The sequence below is a fragment of the Streptomyces yangpuensis genome (assembly GCF_024666385.1).
Lineage (GTDB): Bacteria > Actinomycetota > Actinomycetes > Streptomycetales > Streptomycetaceae > Streptomyces > Streptomyces yangpuensis.
In genome coordinates, this window is sequence record NZ_CP102514.1 from 4,817,049 (window position 1) to 4,842,651 (window position 25,603).

Sequence of the window (25,603 nt, forward strand, 5' to 3'; positions counted from 1 at the left end):
TGGGCCGCGGCCCCGCTCGGCAGGCCGTTTTTACTTCGGCACCCCTCACATCCGCGGGCAATCCCCGCCGGCCGAGAGCCGGCCCCTTTCGTCGGGCCGGAGGCCGCTGCTCCCAGAAGCGGCCAGGTAGAGAGGCACAAACATGGGAAGGTACGTCGCCCGTCGCCTCGGGCAGATGGTCATAGTCCTCATCGGCGCGACCATGGTTCTGTTCGCTTGTCTTTTCGTTCTCCCCGGTGACCCCGTGGGCTCGATCGCAGGCAGCGACAAGGCTCGTGACCCAGCGGTGGTCGCGGAGCTCAAGGCGCGGTACGGGCTCGACAAGTCGCTGCCCGAGCAGTATGTGAACTACGTGTCGAAGGTCGCGACCGGAGACCTCGGCGAGGACTTCATCCAGCGCCGCGAGGTGTCCGAGATCCTCGGCCCCAAGCTGGCGAACACCGCGAAGCTGGCCCTGCTGGCCATCGCTCTCGTCACGGTGTTCGGTATGGGCGTCGGCATCATCGCCGCCCTGTACAGATACAGCATCTTGGACATGGCCACGACATTCTTCACGACCATGATGGTCGGATTCCCGACCTTCGTGATCGGCATGCTGCTCATGAAGTGGTTCGCGGTGGAGCTCCAGTGGTTCCCGCAACTCGGCGGAGACAAGCTCGAAGGCATGATCCTGCCGGCGGTCACCCTCGCCATCACCGACATCGCGTTCGTCGCCCGCCTCACCCGCGGCACGATGCTCGAGGTGCTGCGCGCGGACTACGTGAAGACCGCCGTGGCCAAGGGACTTCCGCGCCGTCGCGTGCTCTTCAAGCACGTGCTCCGCAACTCGTCCATCCCGGTCGTCACCTACCTGGGCATCTCGTTCGGCGCACTTCTCGGTGGCGCGCTCATCACCGAGGCGATCTTCAACTGGGACGGTGTCGGTCTGGCACTGGTTCAGGCGATCCAGCAGCAGAACAACCCGATCGTGATCGGTGTAGTGACCTACAGCGTCGCCATCTTCGTCGTCCTCAGCCTCATCGTGGACCTGCTGTACGCGGCCCTCGACCCGCGTATCCGCCTCAGCTGACCGCCCCCAAGGAGGATTTCCTCATGTCTGAGCTCGTCAAGAGCCCGGCGATCGGGGACGAGAGCCCCGTGCCGGCCACCTCGGCCGCCCCCGAAGCAACCCCCAAGCAGCTCACCCAGTGGGGCGAGATCCGCCACCGCTTCGTCCAGAACAAGCTGGCCGTCGTCGGTCTCGTGATCATCACCCTGCTGTTCATCACCGCGATCTTCGGCAACATGTTCACGCCGTACGATCCGGGTGCGCAGGACCTGGAGAACACCCTCGCGTCGCCCAACGCCGCGCACTGGATGGGCACCGACGCCCTGGGCCGCGACATGTTCTCGCGCCTCATCGCCGGTACCCGCGTGGCCATGTTCGTCGGCCTCGCCTCGATCTTCTTCGCCGTGCTGATCGGTGTCGCCCTCGGCGCCATCGCCGGTTACTTCGCCGGCTTCGCCGACACCCTCGTCATGCGCATCGCGGACGTCTTCCTCGCGTTCCCGCTGATGATCGGTGCCGTCGTCATCATCCTGGTCACCGGCCGCGGCATCACCCCGGTGATCATCTCGCTCGCGGTCTTCTCGTGGGCGACCGTGTCCCGACTGCTGCGCAGCTCGATCCTGTCGGTGCGCGAGATGGACTACGTCCACGCGGCCAAGGCGCTCGGCGCCAGCGGCGGCCGGATCGTCCGCACGCACATCCTGCCCAACTCGCTGACGCCCGTTCTGGTCTACGCGACGTTCAACGTCGGCACCACGATCATCGGCGTCGCGGCCCTCTCCTTCCTCGGCGCCGGTGTCCCGGTCGACGTCCCGGAGTGGGGCAACATGCTGGCGGCCGGTCAGGCCTTCATCGGCGTCCACGACTACCTGTGGCTGTACCCCAGCCTCTTCGTGGTCGTCACCGTGCTCGGCTTCGCCTTCGTCGGTGACGGCCTGCGCGACGCGCTCGACCCGAAGCTGCGGTAGGGCCGCCCGATGCTCCGAGACAACATCAGCAAGCAGGACGAAGGTGGCGGCGTGACGACGTCGGAGATTCTCAGCGTTGCGGAGACGGGCGGCGGGACCGCCGTGCCGCTGCTGGAGGTGGACAACCTCCAGGTCGAGTTCAAGACCCGTGACGGGGTCGCCAAGGCCGTCAACGGCGTGAGCTACAGCGTCAGCGCCGGCGAGACCCTCGCCGTGCTCGGCGAGTCCGGCTCCGGCAAGTCGGTCACCGCGCAGGCGATCATGGGCATCCTCGACTCCCCGCCCGGCCGTATCGCGGGCGGCGAGGTGCGCTTCCACGGCAGGGACATCCTCAAGATGTCCGACGAGGAGCGCCGCAAGCTCCGCGGCGACAAGATGGCGATGATCTTCCAGGACGCGCTGTCCTCCCTGAACCCGGTCTACTCGGTGGGCGACCAGCTCGGCGAGATGTTCCGCGTCCACCGCGGCATGTCCAAGAAGGACTCGAAGGTCAAGGCCATCGAGCTCATGGACCGCGTGAAGATCCCCGCCGCCAAGGCGCGCGTGGGCGACTACCCGCACCAGTTCTCCGGCGGTATGCGCCAGCGCATCATGATCGCCATGGCGCTGGCCCTGGAGCCGGACCTGATCATCGCCGACGAGCCCACCACGGCTCTCGACGTGACCGTCCAGGCCCAGGTCATGGACCTGCTCGCGGAGCTCCAGCGCGAGATGAACATGGGTCTGATCCTGATCACCCACGACCTCGGCGTCGTCGCCGACGTCGCGGACAAGATCGCGGTCATGTACGCGGGCCGGATCGTCGAGACCGCTCCGGTCCACGAGATCTACAAGCGCCCCTCGCACCCGTACACCCGGGGCCTGCTGGACTCGATCCCGCGCCTGGACCAGAAGGGCCAGGAGCTCTACGCGATCAAGGGCCTGCCGCCCAACCTGCTCCGCATCCCGACGGGCTGTGCCTTCAGCCCCCGGTGCCCCAAGGTGCAGGACATCTGCCGTACGGAGATCCCGGTCCTGCACCCGGTCACCGAGCAGGACGGCACCGAACTGCCCGGCCGCGGCAGCGCGTGCCACTTCTGGAAGGACCAGATCCATGGCTGAGCTCAGCAAGACGACCACCGAGCGCGAGCCGATCCTCCAGGTCCGCAACCTGGTCAAGCACTTCCCGCTGACCCAGGGAATCCTGTTCAAGAAGCAGGTCGGTGCGGTCAAGGCCGTCGACGGGGTCTCCTTCGACCTCTACCAGGGCGAGACCCTCGGCATCGTCGGTGAGTCCGGCTGTGGCAAGTCCACGGTCGCCAAGCTCCTGATGAACCTGGAGCGGGCCACCGCCGGCGAGGTCTTCTACAAGGGCCAGGACATCACCAAGCTGTCCGGGCGTGCGCTGAAGGCCGTCCGCCGCAACATCCAGATGGTCTTCCAGGACCCGTACACCTCGCTGAACCCGCGCATGACGGTCGGCGACATCATCGGGGAGACCTTCGAGATCCACCCCGAGGTGGCCCCGAAGGGCGACCGGCGCCGCAAGGTCCAGGAACTCCTGGACGTCGTGGGCCTGAACCCGGAGTACATCAACCGCTACCCGCACCAGTTCTCCGGCGGCCAGCGCCAGCGCATCGGCATCGCCCGCGGCCTCGCGCTCAACCCGGAGATCATCATCTGCGACGAGCCGGTCTCCGCGCTCGACGTGTCGGTGCAGGCGCAGGTCATCAACCTGATGGAGAAGCTGCAGGACGAGTTCAACCTGTCCTACATCTTCATCGCGCACGACCTGTCGATCGTCCGGCACATCTCGGACCGCGTCGGCGTCATGTACCTCGGCAAGATGGCCGAGATCGGCACCGACGCCCAGATCTACGACCACCCGACGCACCCCTACACCCAGGCGCTGCTGTCGGCGGTCCCGGTCCCGGACCCCGAGGTCCGGGAGTCCCGCGAGCGCATCATCCTCACCGGTGACGTCCCGTCCCCGGCCAACCCGCCGTCGGGCTGCCGCTTCCGCACCCGCTGCTGGAAGGCCCAGGACAAGTGCTCCACCGAGGAGCCGCTGCTCGCCGTTCCCGAGCGCTTCAAGGGCCAGGACACCCTGGCCGCGCACGACTCCGCGTGCCACTTCGCGGAGGAGAAGGCCATCCTGGCCGTCTGACGTACGCGCTCTGCCCGAACGGCCGGTCCCCGGCGCCCCACGGCGCCGGGGACCGGCCGTTCGCCGTACCCGGTGAGGTGCGCCCCGGCCTCGCGGAAACCGGTTGCGACCCCGGGAGCGCGGGCCCGAGAGTGACGCCATGACCATCACCGTACGACCCGCCGGCCCGGGGGACGCGGCCGACATCTGTGCCCTCCTCAACGCCGTCGACGTGATCGAGATAGGCCGGCCCGAAACCGACCTCGGCACCGTCGAGTCCGACCTCAACGCACCCGACGTGGACCTGGCCACCGACTCCTGGCTCGCCTTCGAGGACGGCCGGCTCCTGGCCTACGCCATGGTCTGGGCGGACTCCGGACCCGGCCGCGTCGACGGGGACCACTACGTCCTGCCCGGCCACGACGAGGCCGCGACGCTGCTGCTGGAGCGGATGGAGGCCCGCGCCCGCGAGATCACCGGCGGGACCGGCACCCTCAAGATCCAGCTCAACGTGAAGCCCACCATCGACCTCGGCCTCCTCGCGGACCGCGGCTACCGCACCGTCCGCCGCTACCAGGTCATGACACGCCCCCTGTCCGCGGCCGCCGACCCCGCGCCCGCGGCGCCCGCCGGACTCGCCCTGCGCCACTGCGGCGACGACGAGGCCGACCGCCACCGGGCCCACGCCCTGGTCGAGGAGACCTTCGCCGCCCACTTCGGCCATGTGGACCGCCCGTACGAGACATGGCTCGACCACATCGAGGGCCGGTCGCTCGACTGGTCGCTGGTGTGGATCGCGAGCCTGCCGGGCGAGGGCGACGTGGCCGTACTGCTCACCCGGGACGACCGGACGAGCATGGCCTGGGTCAGCCACATAGGCGTACGCAAGGAGGCGCGCGGCCGGGGCGTCGGCGGCTTCCTGCTGCGCCACGGCTTCGCCACCTACGCGGCGCGCGGCCGGGACACCATCGGCCTGGGGGTCGACACCCTCAACGCGACCGGCGCACTCGCGCTCTACGAGGCGCACGGCATGACCCGGCACTACGGCGTCGACGCGTGGGAGCTGGCTTTGCACCCCCAGGGGTGACAGGGGCGCAACGCGCGGGTGCAATCGGTCCAACGAGGCGTGTGCCGCACCCCTCATAGGGTGACATTGGCCCCTAAGTGAGTCTTGGGAGCCATAGGAGGCACTCCATGCGCGGAGCCACCCACGCCCAGTGGGCCGCATGTGCGGTGGCCGTCGCCCTCGCGGCGACGGCCTGCGGCGGCGGGAGCGACAGCGGCGGAGGCGGCGAGGCGGGCATCATCAGCTCCTCGTGGGGCGACCCGCAGAACCCGCTGGAGCCCGCCAACACCAACGAGGTGCAGGGCGGCAAGGTCCTCGACATGCTCTTCCGCGGCCTCAAGCGCTACGACCCCGAAACCGGCGAGGCCACGAACATGCTCGCCGAGTCCATCCAGACGACGGACAGCCAGAACTTCACCATCACGCTGAAGGACGGCTGGAAGTTCAGCAACGACGAGCCGGTCACCGCGCAGTCCTTCGTGGACGCCTGGAACTACGGCGCGGACGTGCGCAACAAGCAGAACAACTCGCCGTTCTTCTCCGACATCGTCGGCTACGACGACGTGCACCCGGCGTCGGGGGAGCCCAGGGCGAAGACGATGTCCGGACTGGTGGTCAAGGATCCCAAGACCTTCACCGTCGCCCTCAAGGACAAGTTCTCCACCTGGCCGGAGACCCTCGGCTACCAGGCCTTCTCCCCGCTCCCGAAGTCCTTCTTCACCGACCACAGCGGATGGCTGGACAAGCCCGTCGGCAACGGCCCGTACACGGTGGACTCGTACAGCAAGGGCACCGGGATGAAGCTGCGCAAGTGGGACGCGTACCCCGGTGCGGACAAGGCGCAGAACGGCGGCGTGGACCTGAAGGTCTACACCGACAACAACACCGCCTACACCGACCTGATCTCCGGCAACCTCGACCTCGTCGACGACGTCCCGGCGCAGCAGCTGAAGAACGTCAAGAACGACCTCGGCGACCGGTACATCAACCAGCCGGCCCTGATCATCCAGACCCTCACCTTCCCGCTGTACGACCCGCAGTGGAGCAAGCCGGGCATGGAGAAGGTCCGCCAGGGCATCTCGCGGGCCATCAACCGTGACGAGATCACCAAGCAGATCTTCCGGGAGACCCGGACGCCCGCCAAGGACTGGACCTCGCCGGCGCTCGGGGAGAAGGGCGGCTTCTCATCCACGGCCTGCGGCGACGCCTGCGTCTACGACCCGGCCGAGGCGAAGAAGCTGATCCAGGAGGGCGGCGGTCTGCCGGGCGGCAAGGTCACGCTGACCTCCAACGTGGACACCGGCTCGCACCGCGACTGGATGGACGCCGTCTGCAACAGCATCAACAACGCGCTGGGGGAGGGACCGGTCTGCACGGTCAACCCGGTCGGCACGTTCGCCGACTTCCGCAACCAGCAGAGCAGTTACAAGCTGACCGGCCCCTTCCGCTCCGGCTGGCAGGCCGACTACCCGCTGATCCAGAACTTCCTGCAGCCGCTCTACTACACCGGCGCCTCCTCCAACTACGGGAAGTTCAGCAACAAGCAGTTCGACGACCTCGTCGACCAGGCGAACCGGGAGAGCGACGCGGCCAAGGCGATCGCCGGCTTCCAGGAGTCGGAGAAGATCCTCGCCGAGCAGATGCCGTCCATCCCGCTCTGGTACCAGAACGGCAGCGCCGGCTACTCCGAGCGCCTGGAGGACGTGGCCCTCAACCAGTTCAGCGTCCCCGTCTACGACCAGATCAAGGTGATCTGACCCCCACCCGGATCCCGGCCCCCCGCGGGGCGGCCCCCCGGCCCGCGGGGGCCGCCCGCCGCGCCCGCCCACAGCATGGAGCACTCCATGGGACGTTATGTGATCCGGCGGCTGCTCCAGATGATCCCGGTGTTCATCGGCAGCACGTTCCTGATCTTCTTCATGGTGTACGCGCTCGGTGACCCGGTCGCGGCCCTCTTCGGCGACAAGGCCCCCGACCCCGCCACCGCCGCCCGCATCCGCAAGGACCTCTACCTCGACCAGCCCCTGTGGAAGCAGTACCTCCACTACATGGGAGCCATCTTCCAGGGCGACTTCGGCACCGCCTTCAACGGACAGTCCGTCACCGACCTGATGGCCAGCGCCTTCCCCGTCACCCTGCGTCTGACCCTGGTCGCGATCTTCTTCGAGATCGTCATCGGCATCACCCTCGGCGTGATCAGCGGCCTGCGCCGCGGCCGGACCGTCGACACCACGGTGCTGGTGATGACCCTCGTGGTCATCTCGGTGCCCACCTTCGTGACGGGCTACCTCCTGCAGTACCTCTTCGGCGTCCAATGGGGCTGGGTACGGCCCACCGTCTCCCCGGACGCACCGCTGAACGAGCTGATCCTGCCCGGCATCGTCCTCGCGCTGGTCTCCCTCGCCTACGTCACGCGTCTGTCCCGCACCTCCATCGCCGAGAACGTCAAGGCCGACTACGTCCGCACCGCCACCGCCAAGGGCCTGCCGCGCAGCCGGGTCGTCACCCGCCACCTGCTGCGCAACTCCCTGATCCCGGTGGTCACCTTCATCGGGACCGACATCGGCGCCCTGATGGGCGGCGCCATCGTCACCGAGCGGATCTTCAACATCCACGGCGTCGGCTACCAGCTCTACCAGGGCATCCTGCGCAACAACTCGCCCACGGTCGTCGGCTTCGTGACCATCCTCGTCATCGTCTTCCTGCTGGCGAACCTGCTCGTCGACCTGCTCTACGCGGTCCTGGACCCGAGGATCCGCTATGCCTGATCCCGAGCGCCCCGAACCCGCCGGCTACGACCCGGTCGGCCCCCGCCCCAAGGAGGCGGTCTCACCCACGGGCCAAGGGGGACCCATGGATCTGGCACTGGACGAGGCCGAGAGCGTCGAGGGCATCGAGAAGACCGCCGGACCCGGCGCCTGCGGCCCCCGGGAGCGAGCCCGCTCCCTGTGGTCCGACGCCTGGCACCAGCTGCGCCGCAATCCCGTCTTCATCGTCTCCGCGGCTCTGATCCTCTTCCTCGTCCTCATCGCGATCTGGCCGCAGCTCATCGCGAGCGGCGACCCCCTGCAGTGCGACCTCTCCAAGTCCCAGCAGGGCTCCGCCCCCGGCCACCCCTTCGGCTACGACACCCAGGGCTGCGACGTCTACACCCGCACCGTCCACGGAGCCCGTGCCTCCATCACCGTCGGCGTCTGTGCCACCCTCGGCGCCGCCCTGCTCGGCTCCGCCCTCGGCGGCCTCGCCGGCTTCTTCGGCGGCTGGGGCGACTCCCTGCTCTCCCGGGTCGCCGACATCTTCTTCGGCATCCCGGTCGTCCTCGGCGGCCTGGTCTTCCTGTCCGTCGTCACCAGCACCACCGTCTGGCCCGTGGTCGGGTTCATCGTGCTCCTGGGCTGGCCGCAGATCGCCCGCATCGCCCGCGGCTCGGTGATCACCGCCAAACAGAACGACTACGTCCAGGCCGCCAGGGCCCTGGGCGCCGGGAACGCCCGGATGCTGCTGCGGCACGTGGCGCCCAACGCCGTCGCGCCCGTCATCGTCGTCGCCACGATCGCGCTCGGCACGTACATCGCCCTGGAGGCGACCCTGTCCTTCCTCGGCGTCGGCCTGCGCCCGCCCACGGTCTCCTGGGGCATCGACATCTCCAACGCGGCCTCGCAGATCCGCAACGCCCCGCACATGCTGCTCTGGCCGGCCGGCGCGCTGAGCATCACGGTGCTCGCCTTCATCATGCTCGGCGACGCGGTGCGCGACGCCCTCGACCCCAAGCTGCGCTGAGGAGCCCCGTACATGCTGCTCGAAGTCCGCGACCTGCACGTGGAATTCACGACGCGCGACGGTGTCGCGAAGGCGGTCAACGGGGTCGACTACTCGGTGGAGGAGGGCGAGACCCTCGCCGTGCTCGGCGAGTCCGGCTCCGGCAAGTCCGTGACCGCCCAGGCCGTGATGGGGATCCTGGACGTACCGCCGGGCCGGATCGCCGGCGGCGAGATCCTCTTCAAGGGCCGTGACCTGCTGAGGATGAAGGAGGAGGAACGGCGCAGGATCCGCGGCGCCGAGATGGCGATGATCTTCCAGGACGCGCTGTCCGCCCTGAACCCGGTGCTGACCGTCGGCAGACAGCTCGGTGAGATGTACGAGGTCCACCGCGGGATGTCCCGCAAGGACGCCCGGGCCAGGGCCGTCGAGCTGATGGACCGGGTGCGGATCCCGGCGGCGAAGCAGCGGGTGGGGGACTACCCGCACCAGTTCTCCGGCGGCATGCGCCAGCGCATCATGATCGCCATGGCGCTGGCCCTGGAACCCTCGCTGATCATCGCGGACGAGCCGACGACGGCCCTGGACGTCACCGTCCAGGCGCAGGTGATGGACCTGCTGGCCGAGCTCCGGCGAGAGCTCAACATGGGCCTCATCCTGATCACCCACGACCTCGGCGTGGTCGCCGACGTCGCCGACAAGATCGCGGTCATGTACGCGGGCCGGATCGTCGAGGCGGCCCCCGTCCACGAGATCTACAAGGCGCCCGCGCACCCGTACACGCGCGGCCTGCTCGACTCGATCCCGCGGCTGGACCAGAAGGGCCAGGAGCTGTACGCGATCAAGGGCCTGCCGCCCAACCTGCTCCGCATCCCGCCCGGCTGCGCCTTCAACCCGCGCTGCCCGATGGCGCAGGAGGTCTGCCGCAGCGACGTCCCGCCGCTGTACCCGGTGACGGAGTCGCCCGTGGCGCGGGCCAGTGCCTGCCACTTCTGGAAGGAGTGCCTGCATGGCTGAGTCGCTTCTCGAAGTGAAGGACCTGGTCAAGTACTACCCGCTGACCCAGGGCGTCCTGTTCAGGAAGCAGGTCGGCGCGGTCAAGGCCGTCGACGGGGTCTCCTTCCGTCTGCGCGCCGGCGAGACGCTGGGCATCGTCGGGGAGTCCGGCTGCGGCAAGTCCACCGTGGCCAGGATGCTGGTCAACCTGGAACGGCCGACCGCGGGCTCGATCACGTACAAGGGCGAGGACATCAGCCGGCTGTCGGGGCGCGCGCTGAAGGCGGTCCGCCGCAACATCCAGATGGTGTTCCAGGACCCGTACACCTCGCTGAACCCGCGCATGACGGTCGGCGACATCATCGGCGAGCCGTACGAGATCCACCCCGAGGTGGCCCCGAAGGGCGACCGGCGCCGCAGGGTCCAGGAGCTCCTGGACGTCGTGGGCCTGAACCCGGAGTACATCAACCGCTATCCGCACCAGTTCTCCGGCGGCCAGCGCCAGCGCATCGGCATCGCCCGCGGCCTGGCCCTCCAGCCCGAGATCATCGTCGCCGACGAGCCGGTCTCCGCCCTGGACGTCTCCGTCCAGGCGCAGGTCGTCAACCTGCTGGAGAAGCTGCAGGACGAGTTCGGCCTGTCCTACGTCTTCATCGCGCACGACCTCTCGATCGTGCGGCACATCTCCGACCGGGTCGGCGTCATGTACCTCGGCCGGATCGTCGAGATCGGCACCGACGCCGAGATCTACGAGCACCCGACCCATCCGTACACCCAGGCGTTGCTTTCGGCCGTGCCGGTCCCCGACCCGCAGGCTCGCGCCCACCGTGAGCGGATCATCCTCTCCGGTGACGTCCCCTCCCCGGCCGCCCCGCCGTCGGGCTGCCGCTTCCGCACCCGCTGCTGGAAGGCCCAGGAGCGCTGCACGACGGAGGTCCCGCTGCTCGCGGTCCCGGAGGTCTTCACCTCCGGCCCGGCCGCGCATCCCTCGGCGTGTCACTTCGCGGCGGAGAAGCGGGTGGTCCCGCACATGCCGCCGCAGGAGGGCGGGCGGCCCGTCGGAAAGGACACGGACTGAGACGATCCCCACGGCGACCGATCATTTCCGGCCACCCGTGGCGGCCCGGCTGCAAGGGCGGGCGTCGAATCACAACTCGGTTTACCTGCGGGCAACTTGACCGTTTCTGCCCCGAGATCTGGGGCAGGCAGCCTGGGTGCTGTGCGGCCGTGCGGGTGCCGACAGCCGGCCGGGGGGCGCAAACGCCTCCCGGCCGGCCCGCGTGTGACCCCGACCGTGCGCGGCATGCGCCCCTTGTGCTGCCGGATTTCGATCGATGCGCTGGCACGGATAGTTATGATCCGTAGCGCACGGTGGGTATGACTCTCGCCGAGCACGAATACGCGTACCGATGTCCGCTCGACGTGGAGGTGAAACGCCGTGGCACTCTCGATCTCTGCCGTGGTGCTGCTGGCGATCATCGTTTTCCTGCTGGTCCGCCGTGCGGGCCTGAAAGCGGGACACGCGGTGGTCTGTGTGCTCCTCGGCTTCTACCTGGCGAGTTCCACCATCGCTCCGACGCTCAGCCAGCTCACCTCGAACGTGGCCAGCATGATCAGCGGCATCAAGTTCTAGGCCGCGCCCCGGCGGTCGCCGCCGGGGCCCGCCGGGCGGAGCGGGCAGGCCGGGACCTGCGCGGGGCACCCCCTACGCTAGGCCCATGAACGGTCTTCCCGCCCGTCGTCTGCTCTTCGTGCACGCGCACCCCGACGACGAGTCGATCAACAACGGCGTCACCATGGCCAAGTACGCGGCCCAGGGTGCCCACGTCGCGCTGGTGACCTGCACCCTGGGCGAGGAGGGCGAGGTCATCCCGCCCGCACTCGCCCACCTGACGGCCGACCGCGACGACACCCTCGGCCCGCACCGGATCGGCGAACTCGCCGCCGCCATGGCCGAACTGGGCGTCCACGACCACCGGTTCCTCGGCGGCCCCGGCCGCTTCCGCGACTCCGGGATGATGGGCGCCCCGCAGAACCGCCGCCCGGAGGCCTTCTGGTCCGCCGACGTGGACGAGGCCGCCGCGTACCTCGTGGAGGTGATCCGCGAGCTGCGCCCGCAGGTGCTCGTCACCTACGACCCCGACGGCGGCTACGGCCACCCGGACCACATCCAGGCCCACCGGGTCGCCATGCGCGCCGCCGAACTGGCCGCGGAGACCGCCTACCGGCGCGACCTCGGCGACCCCCACACGATCGGCAAGATCTACTGGAACCGCGTGCCGCTCTCGGTGGTCGAGGAGGGTTTCGCCCGGCTGGGCGCCGCCCGGACCGAGATGTCCTTCCCCGGACTGGCCTCGCCGCGTGACGTCCCCGGCGTCGTCGACGACGAGCGGATCACCGCCGAGATCGACGCCGACGAGGCCCTGGTGGCGGCCAAGACGGCCGCCATGCGGGCCCACGCCACCCAGATCGCCGTGGACGGGTCCTTCTTCGCGCTCTCCAACGACCTGGCGCAGCCGCTGTTCGCGCGCGAGTACTACGAACTGGTCGAGGGCCGGCCGGGCGCGGCGGCGGGCGAGCGCGAACACGACCTCTTCGCGGGGGTGGAGGCGTGACCGGCGCCCTGACGGCGGGCCGGATCGCCGGCTGCCTGGGCCTGCTGGTGCTGGGCGTACTGACCGGCCTGGCCGGCTGGCTGGTCGTGGACCTGTGGTTCCCCGGCGGGCTGCTGCTCGCGCTGCTGGCCCTCTTCGGGCTGTTCCTCGGCGGCCGGATCGCCCTCGGGACCGGCCTCGGGGTGGGCGCCGGCGTCCTCGGCTGGTTCCTCTCCTACGTGATGCTCGGCGTCCCGCGCCCCGAGGGGGACTTCCTGCTCAGTTCGTCCGGAATCGGCATGTACGCCTACCTTTTGGGTGGGGCGGTGCTGGCTGTGATGTGTGCCACGGTCACCCTTCCGGCGGACCGGCCGGTTTCGGCCGCACGGTCCGTCAAGTGACGTGGTGTCGGACCTCGTAGGGAGTCCGGCCGAGGTGTGCGGACGGGGTCCCGTACGGCGCTCCGGGGCGGTTCGGCGGGCTGCCTGAGGAACCCCTGATCCCCGGCAGTCAGTTGCGTGCGGGCGGCGGCCAGTATGGTGGACGGGCCGCCGAGCTGCCCGCGCACGGTATGACGGGCGGCGGAGCCAACCGGGAGAACCTGCCTTGAGTCGTGAAACCGACAGTTCGTCCTCCGGGCCCAAGGGGTCCGGTGGAGCCGCTTACCCCTCGGGTACACCGCCGTACGGAACCGGCCAGTACCCGTCCACGACTGTGCCACCCGGGCCTGGCGCGGCGACCGCCCCGGAGGAGAACCCTGTGACCTCGAATCCGTCCACGCCCGAATCCGACGGGCCCAAGACCGAGACCACCCTGACGACCCGGATCCGGATCAACATTCCGGGCTCGCGGCCGATCCCGCCGGTGGTCGTGCGCAAGCCGATGGGCACCAACTCCGGCACGTCCGGCACCGGGGCGCAGACCCCGCCGGAGCCGGAGCCCGGGCAGCAGGACAAGCCCCCGCTCGCGCAGCGTCCGGGGCCCCGGCCGACCCGTGTCGAGGCCGCGCCGGAGCCGGAGCCGGACCCTGCCCCGCCACAGGCCGAGGAGCCGGCCGCCAACAACTGGTTCGCGCCGCGCAAGCCGCCCGCCGCCGCGCCCGCGCCCGCGGCGCCCGCCGCCGCGCAGATGCCGTCGGCCGCCCCGGCGCCGCCGCTCGCCAAGCGGGTGCCCGGCGCGACGCCGACGCCTCCCGCGCCCGGCGCCGCATACCCGCCGCACGTCCAGGCGCCGCCCGCGCCGGACGCCGGGTACGCCCCGCCGGCGCAGGACGCCGGGTACGCGCCGCCGCGCACCACCCCGCCGCCGCCCGTCGCCGACTACGGCACGGGCTACGCCCAGCCGCAGGCGCCCGCCCCGGCGGCCCCGATGCCCGGGGGTCCCGGCGTCGGAGCGACCCAGGGCTTCCCGGCCTACGGCACCGACCACGGCGACGGCGGCCCGTCCACCGAGGCGTTCCCCGTCTACGACAGCCACGCCGACGCTCCCGCCGGCCCCACCGGCGGCCCCGGCTTCGGCTCCGGCCCCGCCGCGGGCGGTCCGGCGGCCACGGGCTGGCCCGGTCCCGACCTGGACGGCCCGCTGTCCACACCGGTACCCGCGCCCGCGCCGCCCGCGCCGCGGCCCGCGCCGCCCGCTGACAAGAAGCCCGCCGCCAAGCCCGCCAAGAAGGGCCGCTCCAAGCTGGTCCTCGTCGGCGGCGGCATCGTGGCACTCCTCGGCGTGGCCTACGGCGCCGGGCTGCTCCTGAACCACTCCGACGTCCCCAAGGGCACCACCGTCCTCGGCGTCGACATCAGCGGCAGCCGCGACGAGGCCGCCGCGAAGCTGCAGACGGCCTTCGGCACCCGCGCCGCGGCCCCGATCCAGCTGAGCGTCGGCGGCAAGCCGGTCGAGCTGAAGCCCGACAAGGCCGGCCTGACCCTGGACGCCCAGACCACCGTCCGCAACGCGGCCGGCAGCGACTACAACCCCGTCACGGTCATCGGCTCGCTCCTCGGCAACGAGCGGGTCGCCGACGCCGTGATGCCCGTCGACGAGGAGAAGCTCCGGGTCGCGCTGCAGGAACTCGCGGGCACCGCGGGCTCGGTCACCGAGGGCACGATCACCTTCGAGGGCGGCAAGGCCGTCGCCGTCCCCGGCAAGGCAGGCACCGGCCTGGACGTGGACGGCTCGGTCGACCTCGTCACCAAGGCCTTCCGCGACCAGGTCGGCACCGGCAAGGCGGCCGTCGTGCAGCTGCCGACCGCCACCAGGGAACCGGTCGTGGGCCAGGCCGAACTGGACCGTGCGATGAAGGAGTTCGCCGAGCCCGCGATGTCCGCCAACGCCACCGTCAAGGCGGGCGCCAAGTCCATCGCGTTCGGCAAGCTGTCGCTGCCCAAGATCCTCAGCATGCAGGCCGTGGACGGCCGCCTCACGGAGAAGTTCGACCTGGAGGCGCTCAAGTCGACCTACGGCAACACCTTCGACGGCGTCCTGATCACCCGCGGCACCGGTGCCAAGACGCCGGTCACCCCGCAGGACGTCGCCGGCGCGCTCGGCAAGGCCCTGCGCGGCAAGACCCCGGCCGAGCGGACCGTGGTCATCGACACCAACCCCAGCTGACACCCGGCACGACGAGGCCCCCACCCGGATCCCGGGCGGGGGCCCCGTCATGCCCGCCGGACGGCCTGCTCCGGCGGTGCGTCCTGCGCCCTGCCGGGGGCGCCGCCATGGACCGAGGGCCGGGGCCGTTCCGGCGGGGCCGGGCGCGCGCCGGGGCGTCTCCTCGGCCGCCGAACGGAGCCCGGGGCCGGAACGCGCGGCAGCGGTGCGTTCGGCGCCCTGCGGGGATCGCCCCGACACACACACCCGGCCCCACCGGAACTCCTGTTCGGCCGTGCCGCCCCGAAGCCCGTGTCCACGGGCGCACCCTGCCCGGTCACGTCGGGGCCGGGTGTATGCCGGGGTGATCCCCGCAGGGCGCCGAACGCACCACCGCACCCCGTTCTGGCCCCGAGTACCGTTCGGCGCCCGAGGAGACACCCCGGCATACACCCGGCCCCGGCGTGACCCCCGCACCCCCGCCCCCCGGCGGGAGCGGCAGGCGGTCAGTTCAGCAGGGCGCGCGCCGAGACGGCCTCGGCCCGGATGCGGGCCGCCGCGTCGTCGTCCACCGCGGCGACCACCTCCGCGTACGCGTCCAGCTCGGCCGCCCCCTCCCGGAAGGAGCCCCGCTCCACCAGCAGCCGCGCCCGCTCGTACCGCAGCGACGCCGGATGCGACGGCAGCAGCAGCGACAGCTCCAGCGCCCACAGGGCCACGCCCGAGTGCTCCGGACGGGTCGAGGCCCACGCCCGGATGTTGGTCAGGATCCGCAGCACGATGTCCAGCGTCCTGGCGGGCGTACGGGGCCCCGACGCCAGCTCCGCCGGCCCCGCGCCCAGGGAGGCGCCCCCGGCGAACGGGTCCACGACCACGCCCTCCTCGGGGTCGCCGAAGCCCACCACGAAGTGCCCCGGCAGCCCCAGCCCGTACACCGGCGCGCCCGCCCGCCGGGCGACCTCCAGCCACACCACCGACAGCAGGATCGGCAGCCCGCGCCGGCGCCGCAGCACCTCGTGCAGCAGCGAGGACGACAGCCGCTCGTAGTCCGCCGGGGTGCCGTGGAACCCCAGGCGCCCGCCCAGCAGTTCCGTCACCGCCGTGGCCCACGCCCGGCCGCCCCGCAGACCGTACGGCAGCATCCCGGCCAGCCGGTCCAGCTCGATCTGCGCCCGGTCCATGGCGCGTTCGTCCAGCTCCGGGTCCGCCTCCGCCGCCAGCAGCAGGCACATCAGCGCCAGGTCCGGCCGCTCCGACCGGGCCTGCTCGGCGAACTGCTCCCGCCGGGCCGGCGTGCTCACCGGGCCGCCCGGAAGTGGTGGTAGGAGTGGTGCGCCGCGAAGCCCAGCCCGTCGTACAGCGCCAGCGCCCCCGCGTTGTCCGTCTCCACCTGCAGCCACGCCGCCGAGGCGCCCTCCTCCAGCGCCCGCCGCGCCAGGGCGGCCATCACCGCCGTCGCGAGCCCCTCCCGCCGGTGCTCCGGGTCGACCGTCACCGCCGCGAAGCCGGCCCACCGGCCGTCCACCACGCACCGTCCGATCGCCCGCCCGCCGGGCAGCGAGGCGAACCAGACCGACGGCCCCTCGACCAGGACCCGCCGGGCCACGTCCGGGTCGGAGACCCTCCCGTAGCGCCCGAGCCACTCCTCGTCCGGGACACGGGTCAGCCGTACGGAGCCGCTCGCGGGCGCGTCCACGTCGCCCACCGGGGCCAGCGCCCCGATCCGTACCTCCGCCGACGCCTCGGACGCCCAGCCGCGGCGCTCCAGCTCCGCGCAGAGCAGCTCCTGCGTTCCGGCGGCTCCCGTGGCGGCCTGCACAAAGGCCGGAAGTCCTCGTTCCGCGTACCAGGAGGTCACTCGCGCGAGTGCATCGTCCAGCGGTATCCCCGGGTCGCCGGCCGGCAGTACGGAGTTGGCCCGCCGGGTGAAGCCCGCGGCCGCCCGCAGCGTCCACCCGCCCAGCGGCTCGCTCTCCAGCGGCTGCCAGGACCGTGCGCAGACCCTCGACAGCTCCTCGAAGGAGGCAGCCGGCCCCCGCCGCCGGGCCGGCGCCGCGGGCACGACCTTGCCCGCCACCAGCGACGATTGCGTCATCCGGACCGACTGGCCGTTCTTCTTTGTGATCAGCAGCACACCCTGGTCCCAGGATGTGAGAACTCCGACCGTGTCCGTGAACTCGGGTGATCCGCTCAGTCCGGTCTCCACCCGTCGTACAGAGACACGTTTACCCACGTCAGCCGGGGTGATTCGGACCTCCAGCAGTCCTCCGGCAGTGATTTCCACAGCTCTGTCCGCCCCTCCTGTTCGGATCGTGCCCGGGAACGGAGATACTAGGTGCGGGCATCGACGACGCCGCGCTCCCGCGCGATATGGAAAGCCCTACCGAGGAGGAACGAGAGCGTGACCTACGTCATCGCGGAGCCTTGTGTCGACGTCAAGGACAAGGCATGCATCGAAGAGTGCCCCGTCGACTGCATCTACGAGGGCCAGCGGTCCCTGTACATCCACCCGGACGAGTGCGTCGACTGTGGTGCGTGTGAGCCGGTCTGCCCGGTCGAGGCCATCTTCTACGAGGACGACACTCCGGAGGAGTGGAAGGACTACTACAAGGCGAACGTCGAGTTCTTCGACGAGCTCGGCTCGCCCGGTGGTGCCTCCAAGCTGGGCCTGATCGAGCGCGACCACCCCTTCGTCGCGGGGCTGCCCGCCGGTATCAACGGCGAGCACTGACCTTTCACGGCAGAAGCGACCCCCGGTCCCGTACGGCCTTCCCGCCGCACGGGACCGCGGTGTTTTCCGACCCGTCCCACCCGTACGCACAGAGAGCAGAGACCACCGTGGCCGCAGTATCCGACCGTCTTCCCGCCTTCCCCTGGGACAAGCTGGAGCCGTACAAGAAGACGGCGGCGGCCCACCCGGACGGCATCGTCGACCTGTCCGTCGGCACGCCCGTGGACCCGGTCCCGCAGCTGGTCCGGCAGGCCCTGATCGACGCGGCCGACTCCCCGGGCTACCCGACGGTGTGGGGCACGAAGGAGCTGCGCGACGCCATCACGGGCTGGCTGCGCGGCCGGCTCCGCGCGAGCGCCGCCGAGCACCGCAACGTCCTGCCGGTCGTCGGCTCCAAGGAGCTGGTGGCCTGGCTGCCGACCCAGCTCGGCCTCGGCGCCGGCGACAAGGTCGCCTACCCCCGGCTCGCCTACCCGACGTACGAGGTCGGCGCGCGGCTGTGCGGCGCCGAGGCGGTGGTCTACGACGACCCCACCGAGCTCGACCCGGCCGGGGTCAGGCTGCTGTGGCTCAACTCCCCGTCGAACCCGACCGGCAAGGTCCTCGACAAGGACGAACTGGTCCGGATCGTGGCCTGGGCGCGGGAGCACGGGATCCTGCTCTTCAGCGACGAGTGCTACCTGGAGCTGGGCTGGGAGGCCGAGCCCGTCTCCGTCCTCCACGACGACGTGTGCGGCGGCTCCTACGAAGGGATCGTGGCGGTCCACTCCCTCTCCAAGCGCTCCAACCTGGCGGGCTACCGGGCGGCCTTCGTCGCGGGCGACGCGGACGTGCTCGGTGAGCTGCTGGAGATCCGCAAGCACGGCGGCATGATGACCCCCGCGCCGGTCCAGGCGGCCACCGTGGCGGCGCTCGGCGACGACCTGCACGTGGCCGAGCAGCGCGGACGCTACGCGGCCCGCCGTGCGGCGCTCCGGACGGCCCTGGAGGCCCACGGCTTCCGGGTCGAGCACAGCGAGGCGAGCCTCTACCTGTGGGTCACCCGGGACGAGCCCTGCTGGGACACCGTCGCCCACCTCGCGGACCTGGGCATCCTGGTGGCGCCCGGCGACTTCTACGGCGAGGCGGGCGCGCGCTTCGTGCGCGTCGCCTTCACCGCCACCGACGAGCGCGTGGAGGCGGCGGTCAAGCGCCTCGGCTGACCGGTGACATGCCCGAGGGGGCCGGGAGTGTCCGCCACTCCCGGCCCCCTCGGTGTTCTCCGGGCGTCAGCCGCCCAGCGGCAGGCCGCCGGGCAGGCCACCGCCCAGGGGCAGCGAGGAGACCGGCAGCTCCTGGGTCGTGGGCAGGCCGCCGAGCAGGCCGCCGGCCTGGCCGGCCAGGTCGGACGCGGGAGCCGGCAGGGACTTGGTGGCGGCACCCGCGTTGCCGAGGGCGTCGGTGGCCGTTCCCGTGGCCGTTTCGGCGGTCGCCCCGGGGGCGTCCGTGGCGGTGAGTGCGCCCAGCTGCGGCACGGACTCCAGACCGGCGGCGTTGGCCGCGCCGGCCGCACCGACCACGGGAGCTGCCCCGGCTGCGACGAGCAGCGCGGCACGGGCGATCCGACGGGTCAGGGGGAGGGACATGATGCTCCTAAGCGGTAGCGGCTGAGTACGGCCTGCCTAACCGCTCGCGGGGCGGGTGGAGTTGCGGCACCGCCGGGTAAAGGATCGGTAACGCATCGTTTAATCGGCTTCCGCGACAAGCGCACCGGATCGCGCCGACCAGGGGTTCCGTGCGTTTGCGGGGCCGGCGGGGGCTGTGGTGATCACCCCCGCAGGAGTGATCACTCGTACGGGCGGCCGGGTGCTCCCTGGTGCTCCCGGACGCCTCCGCGCGCCCCGTGCGGGCTCCGCCCGGCGTCCGCACGGCCCGCGCGGATCAGCGGGCCAGGAAGATCCGGACCTCGCCGGGGGCCGCGCCGTAGGGATCGGCGTCGCCGTTCTTCGCGCCCGCGCCGCCCTTGTCCTGCCACCGGCCCCGGTCCTTGCCCGCGACCCAGCCGCGCAGGTCGTAGGAGACCCTGGCGATCCCCAGCTCGCGGGAGTTGGCCACCGCCCAGTGGGCCATCGCCCGGCTGCGGCGCGTCGCGGCCTCGCCCGCCTCCTTCTTCTCCACCATCGCGACCTCGGGCTCCTGGACCACCCGGCCACCGCCGCCGTTGCGGCCCGCCTGACCGCCCTGACCGCCCTGGCCGCCCTGACCGCCCTCCGGCCCGAAGGTGTGCATCCCGTCCTTGCCGAAGATCCGTACCAGGCCCTCCCGCACCTTCTCCGGGTCGCCGGGCTCCGTGGGCGCCGGCCCGCCGCAGTCCAGGACGCCGCCGCCGGCGAAGGCCGCCGTCAGCACGGTCGCGTCCGGCTCGTGTTTGGCGTAGGCCTGCGGGTAACCGCTGCGCTGCACCTTCTGCGCGGCCACCGTCAGCGGCAGCCGCGAGTACCCGGGCACGTCGACGAGATGGTCGTAGAAGATCGCGGCCGAGTAGACCGGGTCCGTGATCTGCTCCGGCGTGCCCCAGCCCATCGACGGCCGCTGCTGGAAGAGGCCCAGCGAGTCGCGGTCGCCGTGGTCGAGGTTGCGCAGGGCGGACTCCTGCATGGCGGTCGCCAGGGCGATGGTGACGGCCCGGTCGGGCAGCCCCTTGGCGATGCCGACGGCGGCTATCGTCGCCGCGTTCGCCGCCTGCTCCGGGGACATCTCGTACTTGTCGGAGCCGCCGTCACGACCGGAGGCGTCCGCACTGGCGACACAGAAGGGCGCGCCACCGCCGACCGAGGCGCGCTGCACGGCGAAGTACCCGATCACCGAAAGGAGAACGAGCAGGCCGACGACCACACGCAGCAGCCTGCGGCGGCGAGGACGGGGTTCACGGATCTCGGACACGCGGCCCACCGTACTTGAGGCATATGGCGCGTCCACCGGGCGGACGAGGGACGCTTCGCCACACCCCGGGGCGTTAGGGTCAGTTCCATGTCCGAATCCGAGCTGAACCTCACCCTGGACGCCGCCGAGCTGACCGCCCGGCTCGTCGACATCCCTTCCGTGAGCGGCGACGAGAAGGTACTCGCCGACCTCGTGGAAGAAGCGTTGCGCGGCCTGCCCCACCTCACCGTGGACCGCTTCGGCAACAACGTCGTCGCCCGTACGAACCTCGGCCGCGCCGAGCGCGTCGTACTGGCCGGCCACCTCGACACCGTGCCGATCGCCGGGAACGTCCCGTCGCGCCTCGACGAGAACGGCGTCCTGTGGGGCTGCGGCACCACCGACATGAAGTCCGGCGTCGCCGTGCAGCTGCGCATCGCCGCGACCGTGCCCGAGCCGAACCGGGACCTCACCTTCGTCTTCTACGACCAGGAGGAGGTCGCAGCCGACCTCAACGGCCTCGGCAAGGTCGCCGAGGCCCACCCCGACTGGCTCACGGGCGATTTCGCGGTCCTCCTGGAGCCCTCCAACGCCGAGGTCGAGGGCGGCTGCCAGGGCACCCTGCGGGTCCTGCTGCGCATGTCCGGCGAGCGCGCCCACTCCGCCCGCAGCTGGATGGGCTCCAACGCCATCCACGCGGCGAGCCCGATCCTGGCCCGGCTCGCGGCGTACGAGGCCCGCAAGCCCGTCATCGACGGCCTGGAGTACCACGAGGGCCTCAACGCGGTCCGTATCGAGGGCGGCGTCGCCAACAACGTCATCCCCGACGCCTGCACCGTGACGGTCAACTTCCGCTTCGCCCCGGACCGCAGCATGGACGACGCGATCGGTCACGTCCGGGAGGTCTTCGCGGACTGCGGCGTGGACGAGTTCGTGATCGACGACTTCTCCGGCGGCGCCCTCCCCGGCCTCTCCCACCCGGCCGCGGCCGCGTTCATGGAGGCGGTCGGCGGCCGTGCCATGCCGAAGTTCGGCTGGACGGACGTCTCCCGGTTCAGCGCGCTCGGCGTCCCGGCGGTGAACTACGGCCCGGGCGACGCCCTGCTGGCCCACAAGGTGGACGAGCGCGTGGAGACGAAGGCGATCCTGCACTGCGAGGAACGACTCCGCGCCTGGCTGACCTCCTGAATTCCGCTTCCCGTCACCTTCGTGCGCCTACCCTGATCCAACGATCAGCAGGAGGGAGCACATCATGGGCAACCCCGAAGGCAACGCTCGTCGTCGGCCCGAGGAGCAGCAGCTCGGGCCGGTGCTGAGGCGGCGCAGCCAGGTGCAGGCCGGCAGTACGACGGACCAGCGGCTGCTGGACTCCGCGGGGCCCTCCGAGTGGGTGCACACCGATCCCTGGCGGGTCCTGCGCATCCAGTCGGAGTTCATCGAGGGCTTCGGCACGCTGGCCGAGCTGCCGCCCGCGATCAGCGTGTTCGGCTCGGCCCGCACCCCGGAGGGCTCGCCCGAGTACGAGGCGGGCGTGCGGATCGGCGGCGCGCTCGTCGACGCCGGGTTCGCGGTGATCACCGGCGGCGGTCCGGGAGCGATGGAGGCGGCCAACAAGGGCGCCCGGGAGGCCAACGGGATCTCGGTCGGCCTCGGCATCGAGCTCCCCTTCGAGCAGGGGCTCAACCAGCACGTCGATCTGGGCCTGAACTTCCGGTACTTCTTCGTCCGCAAGACGATGTTCGTGAAGTACAGCCAGGGCTTCGTCGTGCTGCCCGGCGGCCTCGGCACGCTGGACGAGCTGTTCGAGGCGCTGACCCTGGTCCAGACCCAGAAGATCACCCGCTTCCCCATCGTGCTGTTCGGCACGGAGTACTGGAGCGGGCTGGTCGACTGGCTGCGGGGCACGGTGATCGCCCAGGGCAAGGCCTCGGAGAAGGACCTGTACCTCTTCCACGTCACCGACGACGTGGACGAGGCGATCGCCCTGGTGACGAAGGAAGTCGGCAAGTAGCACCACCGCCGCGGGCCGGCAGCGGCCGGCCCGCGGCGAGCGACCGCCGGGCGTCAGGCCAGGCCGCGGAGGGCGACCGCCGGGCGTCAGGCCAGGCCGCGGCGGGCGACCGCCGGGGGGCGGTGGCCCTGGATGGACCGGACCATGTCCAGGATCTGCCGGGTCTCGGCGACCTCGTGCACGCGGTAGACCTGGGCGCCCAGCCAGGCCGAGACGGCCGTGGTGGCCAGGGTGCCCAGCAGTCGCTCCTTGACCGGCTTGTCGAGGGTCTCGCCGACGAAGTCCTTGTTGGACAGGGAGACCAGCACCGGCCAGCCCGTATCCGTCATCTCCGCCAGCCGCCGGGTCGCCTCCAGCGAGTGACGGGTGTTCTTCCCGAAGTCGTGACCCGGGTCGATCATGATCGCGTCCCGGCGGACACCGAGGGCGACCGCACGTTCGGCGAGCCCGACCGTGACGCGCAAAATGTCCTCCATCACGTCCTCGTACGCGATCCGGTGCGGCCGGGTGCGCGGCTCGACCTCGCCGGCGTGCGTACAGACCAGGCCGACGCCGTGGCGCGCCGCGACCTCGGCGAGCCGGGGGTCCACCCCGCCCCAGGCGTCGTTCAGCAGGTCCGCCCCGGCCTCGCACACGGCCTCGCCGACCTCGTGCCGCCAGGTGTCCACACTGATCACCACGTCCGGGTGGCGGCGGCGGACCTCGGCCACGAAACCGACCGTGCGCCGCGCCTCCTCGGCCGCGTCCACGTGCTCGCCCGGGCCCGCCTTGACCCCGCCGATGTCGATGATCGCCGCGCCCTCGGCGACCGCCTGCTCCACCCGGTCCAGCGCCGGCTCGTCGCGGAACGTCGCGCCCTGGTCGTAGAAGGAGTCCGGAGTCCGGTTCACGATGGCCATGATCACCGGCTCGTGGGTGTCGAACTCGCGCCTGCCCAGTCGCAGCATCCTGCTCTTTCCTCCTTCGGCGGCCCTCGCGCCTCGCCTGCGACCTTAACCTGGTGGCCGGAGTCTCTCAGGGGAGTTGATCGTGTTCTTCTTCTTGATGATCGCGCTGGTCGTGGTCGTGGCAGCGGTCACTCTCGCGGTGATCGGCGGCGGCTCGGAGGCCGTCCTGCCGGAGGCGGAGCCGGACCGGGTGGCGGACGGGCTGCCGGAGAGCCGGCCCGTGGTGCGGGAGGACATCGACGCGCTGCGGCTGCCGGTCGCGCCGCGCGGTTACCGGATGGCCGAGGTGGACGACGTGCTGGAGCGGCTCGCCGCGGAACTCGCCGAGCGGGACGCGCGGATCGCGCAGCTGACGGCCTCCACGGACGCGTCCGGCCCGGCCGACCGGGTCGACCTCAGCAAGGGCGGTGACCGGTGAGCGGAGCGGTCGCGGGCCCCGACGGGCTGCTGCGCTGCCCGTGGGCGCTGTCCACGGGCGCCACCGGCGAGTACATCGCCTACCACGACTCCGAATGGGGCCGTCCGGTCCACGGCGACGACGCCCTGTACGAGCGGCTGTGCCTGGAGGCCTTCCAGTCGGGGCTGTCCTGGCTGACGATCCTGCGCCGCCGCGAGGGCTTCCGCAAAGCCTTCTCCGACTTCTCCATCGCCGCGGTCGCGGAGTTCGGCACGGCCGACGCGGAGCGGCTGCTGGCCGACGAGGGGATCATCCGCAACCGGGCCAAGATCGAGGCGACCCTGGCCAACGCGAAGGTCCTCGCGGGCTGGGAGGCCGGCGAGCTGGACGCCCTGATCTGGTCCCACGCCCCCGAGGAGCCCGGCCCCGCCCCGCTCACGGTCACCGAGGTCCCGGCGGTCACCGCGCAGTCGACGGCCCTAGCCAAGGCCCTCAAGAAGGCCGGCATCCGTTTCGTCGGCCCGACGACCGCCTACGCCCTGATGCAGGCCTGCGGGCTGGTCAACGACCACCTGGCCGCCTGCGCGCTGCGCGACCCGGCCTGACCGGGCCGCGCGGCCGCGCGGCTCAGCGGCCGAGGTACTTCGGGGGCTGCTTGGCGAGGAAGGCCTGGACGGCGATGGCGTGGTCCTCGGAGGCCCCCGCACGGGTCTGCAGGACGTCCTCACGGACCAGGGAGTCCGCCAGGGTGTGGGAGGCCCCGTACGCCAGGGACTCCTTCACGGCGGCGTAGGCGACCGTCGGGCCCTCCGCCAGTGCGCGGGCCACGGCCTCGGCCTCGGCGTGCAGGGAGTCCGAGGGCACCAGGCGGTTGACGATGCCGAGCTCGTACGCCTCCTGCGCCTTGATCGAACGCGGGAAGAGCAGCAGGTCACAGGCGCGGGAGGCGCCGATCAGGCGGGGCAGGGTCCACGAGACCCCGGAGTCGGCGGTCAGGGCCACGCCGGCGAAGGAGGTGTTGAAGGAGGCGGTGTCGGCGACCACCCGGAAGTCGGCCGCCAGGGCGAAACCGAAGCCGGCCCCGGCCGCGACGCCGTTGACGCCGGCCACCACGGGCTTCGGCATCTCGGTGAGCGTCCGCACGATCGGGTTGTAGTGCTCCTTGACCGTGTTCATGGTCAGCGAGGAGCCGGTCTCGCGGTCCGAGACGAGATTCCCGATGTGCTCCTTGAGGTCCTGGCCGACGCAGAAGGCCCGGTTGCCGGCGGCGGTGAGCAGGACCGCACGCACCGCGCTGTCCTCGGCCGCCGCCTGCGCCGCGTCGCGCAGGGCGACCTTGGCCTCGGTGTTCATCGCGTTCATCGCGTCGGGACGGTTGATCGTGATGGTCGCGAGTCCGTCGGTCACTTCGTAGAGCACACTGTCGGCCATGGCGGGGGGTCCCCCTTCGTCGCGGGCTTGGCTACCGGCCGGT

The 25,603-nt window shown here is 71.4% G+C and carries 26 protein-coding genes; 20 read left to right on the plus strand and 6 right to left on the minus strand.

The window, feature by feature from the left end:
* Positions 1-142 precede the first annotated feature (142 nt).
* From NRK68_RS22210 to NRK68_RS22275, 14 genes are all read left to right on the plus strand, one after another.
* Positions 143-1,069 (plus strand): ABC transporter permease, encoded by a 927-nt coding sequence (locus NRK68_RS22210; protein ID WP_046775999.1) that lies wholly within the window; start codon positions 143-145, stop codon positions 1,067-1,069.
* A 23-nt stretch (positions 1,070-1,092) separates the two neighbouring features.
* Positions 1,093-2,016: an ABC transporter permease gene (locus NRK68_RS22215; RefSeq protein ID WP_183067173.1), complete on the plus strand. Its 924-nt coding sequence runs from the start codon at positions 1,093-1,095 to the stop codon at positions 2,014-2,016.
* A gap of 9 nt (positions 2,017-2,025) precedes the next feature.
* Positions 2,026-3,117, plus strand: a complete 1,092-nt coding sequence (locus NRK68_RS22220) for an ABC transporter ATP-binding protein (protein ID WP_183067174.1) — start codon at positions 2,026-2,028, stop codon at positions 3,115-3,117.
* The gene (locus NRK68_RS22225; protein WP_183067175.1) at positions 3,110-4,162 is read left to right on the plus strand and encodes an ABC transporter ATP-binding protein; all 1,053 of its coding nucleotides are present in this window, start codon (positions 3,110-3,112) and stop codon (positions 4,160-4,162) included. The genes NRK68_RS22220 and NRK68_RS22225 overlap by 8 nt, the downstream gene beginning before the upstream one ends.
* 139 nt (positions 4,163-4,301) lie before the next feature.
* Positions 4,302-5,228: a GNAT family N-acetyltransferase gene (locus tag NRK68_RS22230; protein WP_183067176.1), complete on the plus strand. Its 927-nt coding sequence runs from the start codon at positions 4,302-4,304 to the stop codon at positions 5,226-5,228.
* Positions 5,229-5,335: 107 nt separating this feature from the next.
* Positions 5,336-6,964, plus strand: a complete 1,629-nt coding sequence (locus NRK68_RS22235) for a peptide ABC transporter substrate-binding protein (protein ID WP_183067177.1) — start codon at positions 5,336-5,338, stop codon at positions 6,962-6,964.
* Between the two features lie 87 nt (positions 6,965-7,051).
* On the plus strand, positions 7,052-7,975 hold the full coding sequence (locus NRK68_RS22240) for an ABC transporter permease (RefSeq protein ID WP_183067178.1): 924 nt from the start codon (positions 7,052-7,054) through the stop codon (positions 7,973-7,975).
* An 85-nt stretch (positions 7,976-8,060) separates the two neighbouring features.
* Entirely contained in the window at positions 8,061-8,987 is a 927-nt protein-coding gene (locus tag NRK68_RS22245) for an ABC transporter permease (RefSeq protein ID WP_183067443.1), read from the plus strand.
* A gap of 12 nt (positions 8,988-8,999) precedes the next feature.
* Positions 9,000-9,983, plus strand: a complete 984-nt coding sequence (locus NRK68_RS22250; protein ID WP_183067179.1) for an ABC transporter ATP-binding protein — start codon at positions 9,000-9,002, stop codon at positions 9,981-9,983.
* Positions 9,976-11,040, plus strand: coding sequence for an ABC transporter ATP-binding protein (locus tag NRK68_RS22255; protein WP_257856528.1), 1,065 nt, complete (start codon positions 9,976-9,978; stop codon positions 11,038-11,040). Before NRK68_RS22250 ends, NRK68_RS22255 begins: the two co-directional genes overlap by 8 nt.
* A gap of 360 nt (positions 11,041-11,400) precedes the next feature.
* A complete protein-coding gene (locus tag NRK68_RS22260; RefSeq protein ID WP_030036986.1) occupies positions 11,401-11,595 on the plus strand; it encodes a hypothetical protein in 195 nt (64 codons plus the stop codon).
* 85 nt (positions 11,596-11,680) lie between these two features.
* Positions 11,681-12,577 carry an N-acetyl-1-D-myo-inositol-2-amino-2-deoxy-alpha-D-glucopyranoside deacetylase gene (mshB, locus tag NRK68_RS22265; RefSeq protein WP_257856529.1) on the plus strand — a complete coding sequence of 299 codons (897 nt, stop codon included), beginning with the start codon at positions 11,681-11,683 and terminating at the stop codon, positions 12,575-12,577.
* Positions 12,574-12,957 carry a DUF6113 family protein gene (locus NRK68_RS22270; protein WP_257856530.1) on the plus strand — a complete coding sequence of 128 codons (384 nt, stop codon included), beginning with the start codon at positions 12,574-12,576 and terminating at the stop codon, positions 12,955-12,957. Before mshB ends, NRK68_RS22270 begins: the two co-directional genes overlap by 4 nt.
* 205 nt (positions 12,958-13,162) lie before the next feature.
* The gene (locus NRK68_RS22275; protein WP_183067183.1) at positions 13,163-15,163 is read left to right on the plus strand and encodes a peptidoglycan binding domain-containing protein; all 2,001 of its coding nucleotides are present in this window, start codon (positions 13,163-13,165) and stop codon (positions 15,161-15,163) included.
* A gap of 485 nt (positions 15,164-15,648) precedes the next feature.
* Here the strand turns inward: NRK68_RS22275 and NRK68_RS22280 are convergent, their stop codons facing one another.
* Both NRK68_RS22280 and NRK68_RS22285 read right to left on the minus strand, forming a co-directional pair.
* Positions 15,649-16,374, minus strand: a complete 726-nt coding sequence (locus tag NRK68_RS22280) for a transglutaminase family protein (RefSeq protein WP_183067444.1) — start codon at positions 16,372-16,374, stop codon at positions 15,649-15,651.
* Between the two features lie 65 nt (positions 16,375-16,439).
* Positions 16,440-17,426 (minus strand): GNAT family N-acetyltransferase, encoded by a 987-nt coding sequence (locus NRK68_RS22285; RefSeq protein WP_257856531.1) that lies wholly within the window; start codon positions 17,424-17,426, stop codon positions 16,440-16,442.
* A 117-nt stretch (positions 17,427-17,543) separates the two neighbouring features.
* On the opposite strand from NRK68_RS22285, the gene fdxA reads away from it, so the two are divergent.
* The gene (gene fdxA, locus NRK68_RS22290) at positions 17,544-17,873 is read left to right on the plus strand and encodes a ferredoxin (protein ID WP_030027294.1); all 330 of its coding nucleotides are present in this window, start codon (positions 17,544-17,546) and stop codon (positions 17,871-17,873) included.
* A 107-nt stretch (positions 17,874-17,980) separates the two neighbouring features.
* Positions 17,981-19,075 (plus strand): succinyldiaminopimelate transaminase, encoded by a 1,095-nt coding sequence (dapC, locus tag NRK68_RS22295; RefSeq protein ID WP_183067185.1) that lies wholly within the window; start codon positions 17,981-17,983, stop codon positions 19,073-19,075.
* A 66-nt stretch (positions 19,076-19,141) separates the two neighbouring features.
* Here the strand turns inward: dapC and NRK68_RS22300 are convergent, their stop codons facing one another.
* Positions 19,142-19,498, minus strand: coding sequence for an ATP-binding protein (locus NRK68_RS22300; RefSeq protein ID WP_257856532.1), 357 nt, complete (start codon positions 19,496-19,498; stop codon positions 19,142-19,144).
* A 295-nt stretch (positions 19,499-19,793) separates the two neighbouring features.
* On the minus strand, positions 19,794-20,804 hold the full coding sequence (locus tag NRK68_RS22305) for a hypothetical protein (protein WP_373023631.1): 1,011 nt from the start codon (positions 20,802-20,804) through the stop codon (positions 19,794-19,796).
* Between the two features lie 78 nt (positions 20,805-20,882).
* On the opposite strand from NRK68_RS22305, the gene dapE reads away from it, so the two are divergent.
* The gene (dapE, locus tag NRK68_RS22310; protein ID WP_183067188.1) at positions 20,883-21,962 is read left to right on the plus strand and encodes a succinyl-diaminopimelate desuccinylase; all 1,080 of its coding nucleotides are present in this window, start codon (positions 20,883-20,885) and stop codon (positions 21,960-21,962) included.
* A gap of 64 nt (positions 21,963-22,026) precedes the next feature.
* Positions 22,027-22,785 (plus strand): LOG family protein, encoded by a 759-nt coding sequence (locus tag NRK68_RS22315; protein WP_183067189.1) that lies wholly within the window; start codon positions 22,027-22,029, stop codon positions 22,783-22,785.
* Positions 22,786-22,871: 86 nt separating this feature from the next.
* Here NRK68_RS22315 and folP read toward each other — a convergent pair whose 3' ends face one another.
* A complete protein-coding gene (gene folP, locus NRK68_RS22320) occupies positions 22,872-23,732 on the minus strand; it encodes a dihydropteroate synthase (RefSeq protein WP_183067190.1) in 861 nt (286 codons plus the stop codon).
* A gap of 76 nt (positions 23,733-23,808) precedes the next feature.
* Between folP and NRK68_RS22325 the strand changes: the two genes are divergently transcribed.
* Both NRK68_RS22325 and NRK68_RS22330 read left to right on the plus strand, forming a co-directional pair.
* Positions 23,809-24,150, plus strand: a complete 342-nt coding sequence (locus tag NRK68_RS22325; protein ID WP_183067191.1) for a DivIVA domain-containing protein — start codon at positions 23,809-23,811, stop codon at positions 24,148-24,150.
* On the plus strand, positions 24,147-24,734 hold the full coding sequence (locus NRK68_RS22330; RefSeq protein WP_257856534.1) for a DNA-3-methyladenine glycosylase I: 588 nt from the start codon (positions 24,147-24,149) through the stop codon (positions 24,732-24,734). Before NRK68_RS22325 ends, NRK68_RS22330 begins: the two co-directional genes overlap by 4 nt.
* A 22-nt stretch (positions 24,735-24,756) precedes the next feature.
* Here the strand turns inward: NRK68_RS22330 and chcB are convergent, their stop codons facing one another.
* Positions 24,757-25,560: a 2-cyclohexenylcarbonyl CoA isomerase gene (gene chcB, locus NRK68_RS22335; RefSeq protein ID WP_183067193.1), complete on the minus strand. Its 804-nt coding sequence runs from the start codon at positions 25,558-25,560 to the stop codon at positions 24,757-24,759.
* Positions 25,561-25,603: the final 43 nt, after the last annotated feature.

Bases quoted from the DNA above. Each gene is read 5' to 3' on its own strand.
- NRK68_RS22315 (WP_183067189.1), top strand. From the start codon at position 22,027: ATGGGCAACCCCGAAGGCAACGCTCGTCGTCGGCCCGAGGAGCAGCAG.
- NRK68_RS22215 (WP_183067173.1), top strand. From the start codon at position 1,093: ATGTCTGAGCTCGTCAAGAGCCCGGCGATCGGGGACGAGAGCCCCGTG.
- folP (WP_183067190.1), bottom strand. From the start codon at position 23,732: ATGCTGCGACTGGGCAGGCGCGAGTTCGACACCCACGAGCCGGTGATC.
- NRK68_RS22240 (WP_183067178.1), top strand. From the start codon at position 7,052: ATGGGACGTTATGTGATCCGGCGGCTGCTCCAGATGATCCCGGTGTTC.
- dapE (WP_183067188.1), top strand. From the start codon at position 20,883: ATGTCCGAATCCGAGCTGAACCTCACCCTGGACGCCGCCGAGCTGACC.
- NRK68_RS22245 (WP_183067443.1), top strand. From the start codon at position 8,061: ATGGATCTGGCACTGGACGAGGCCGAGAGCGTCGAGGGCATCGAGAAG.
- NRK68_RS22235 (WP_183067177.1), top strand. From the start codon at position 5,336: ATGCGCGGAGCCACCCACGCCCAGTGGGCCGCATGTGCGGTGGCCGTC.
- NRK68_RS22230 (WP_183067176.1), top strand. From the start codon at position 4,302: ATGACCATCACCGTACGACCCGCCGGCCCGGGGGACGCGGCCGACATC.
- NRK68_RS22210 (WP_046775999.1), top strand. From the start codon at position 143: ATGGGAAGGTACGTCGCCCGTCGCCTCGGGCAGATGGTCATAGTCCTC.
- NRK68_RS22255 (WP_257856528.1), top strand. From the start codon at position 9,976: ATGGCTGAGTCGCTTCTCGAAGTGAAGGACCTGGTCAAGTACTACCCG.
- NRK68_RS22220 (WP_183067174.1), top strand. From the start codon at position 2,026: ATGCTCCGAGACAACATCAGCAAGCAGGACGAAGGTGGCGGCGTGACG.
- chcB (WP_183067193.1), bottom strand. From the start codon at position 25,560: ATGGCCGACAGTGTGCTCTACGAAGTGACCGACGGACTCGCGACCATC.
- mshB (WP_257856529.1), top strand. From the start codon at position 11,681: ATGAACGGTCTTCCCGCCCGTCGTCTGCTCTTCGTGCACGCGCACCCC.
- NRK68_RS22250 (WP_183067179.1), top strand. From the start codon at position 9,000: ATGCTGCTCGAAGTCCGCGACCTGCACGTGGAATTCACGACGCGCGAC.
- NRK68_RS22225 (WP_183067175.1), top strand. From the start codon at position 3,110: ATGGCTGAGCTCAGCAAGACGACCACCGAGCGCGAGCCGATCCTCCAG.
- NRK68_RS22280 (WP_183067444.1), bottom strand. From the start codon at position 16,374: ATGTGCCTGCTGCTGGCGGCGGAGGCGGACCCGGAGCTGGACGAACGC.
- NRK68_RS22300 (WP_257856532.1), bottom strand. From the start codon at position 19,498: ATGTCCCTCCCCCTGACCCGTCGGATCGCCCGTGCCGCGCTGCTCGTC.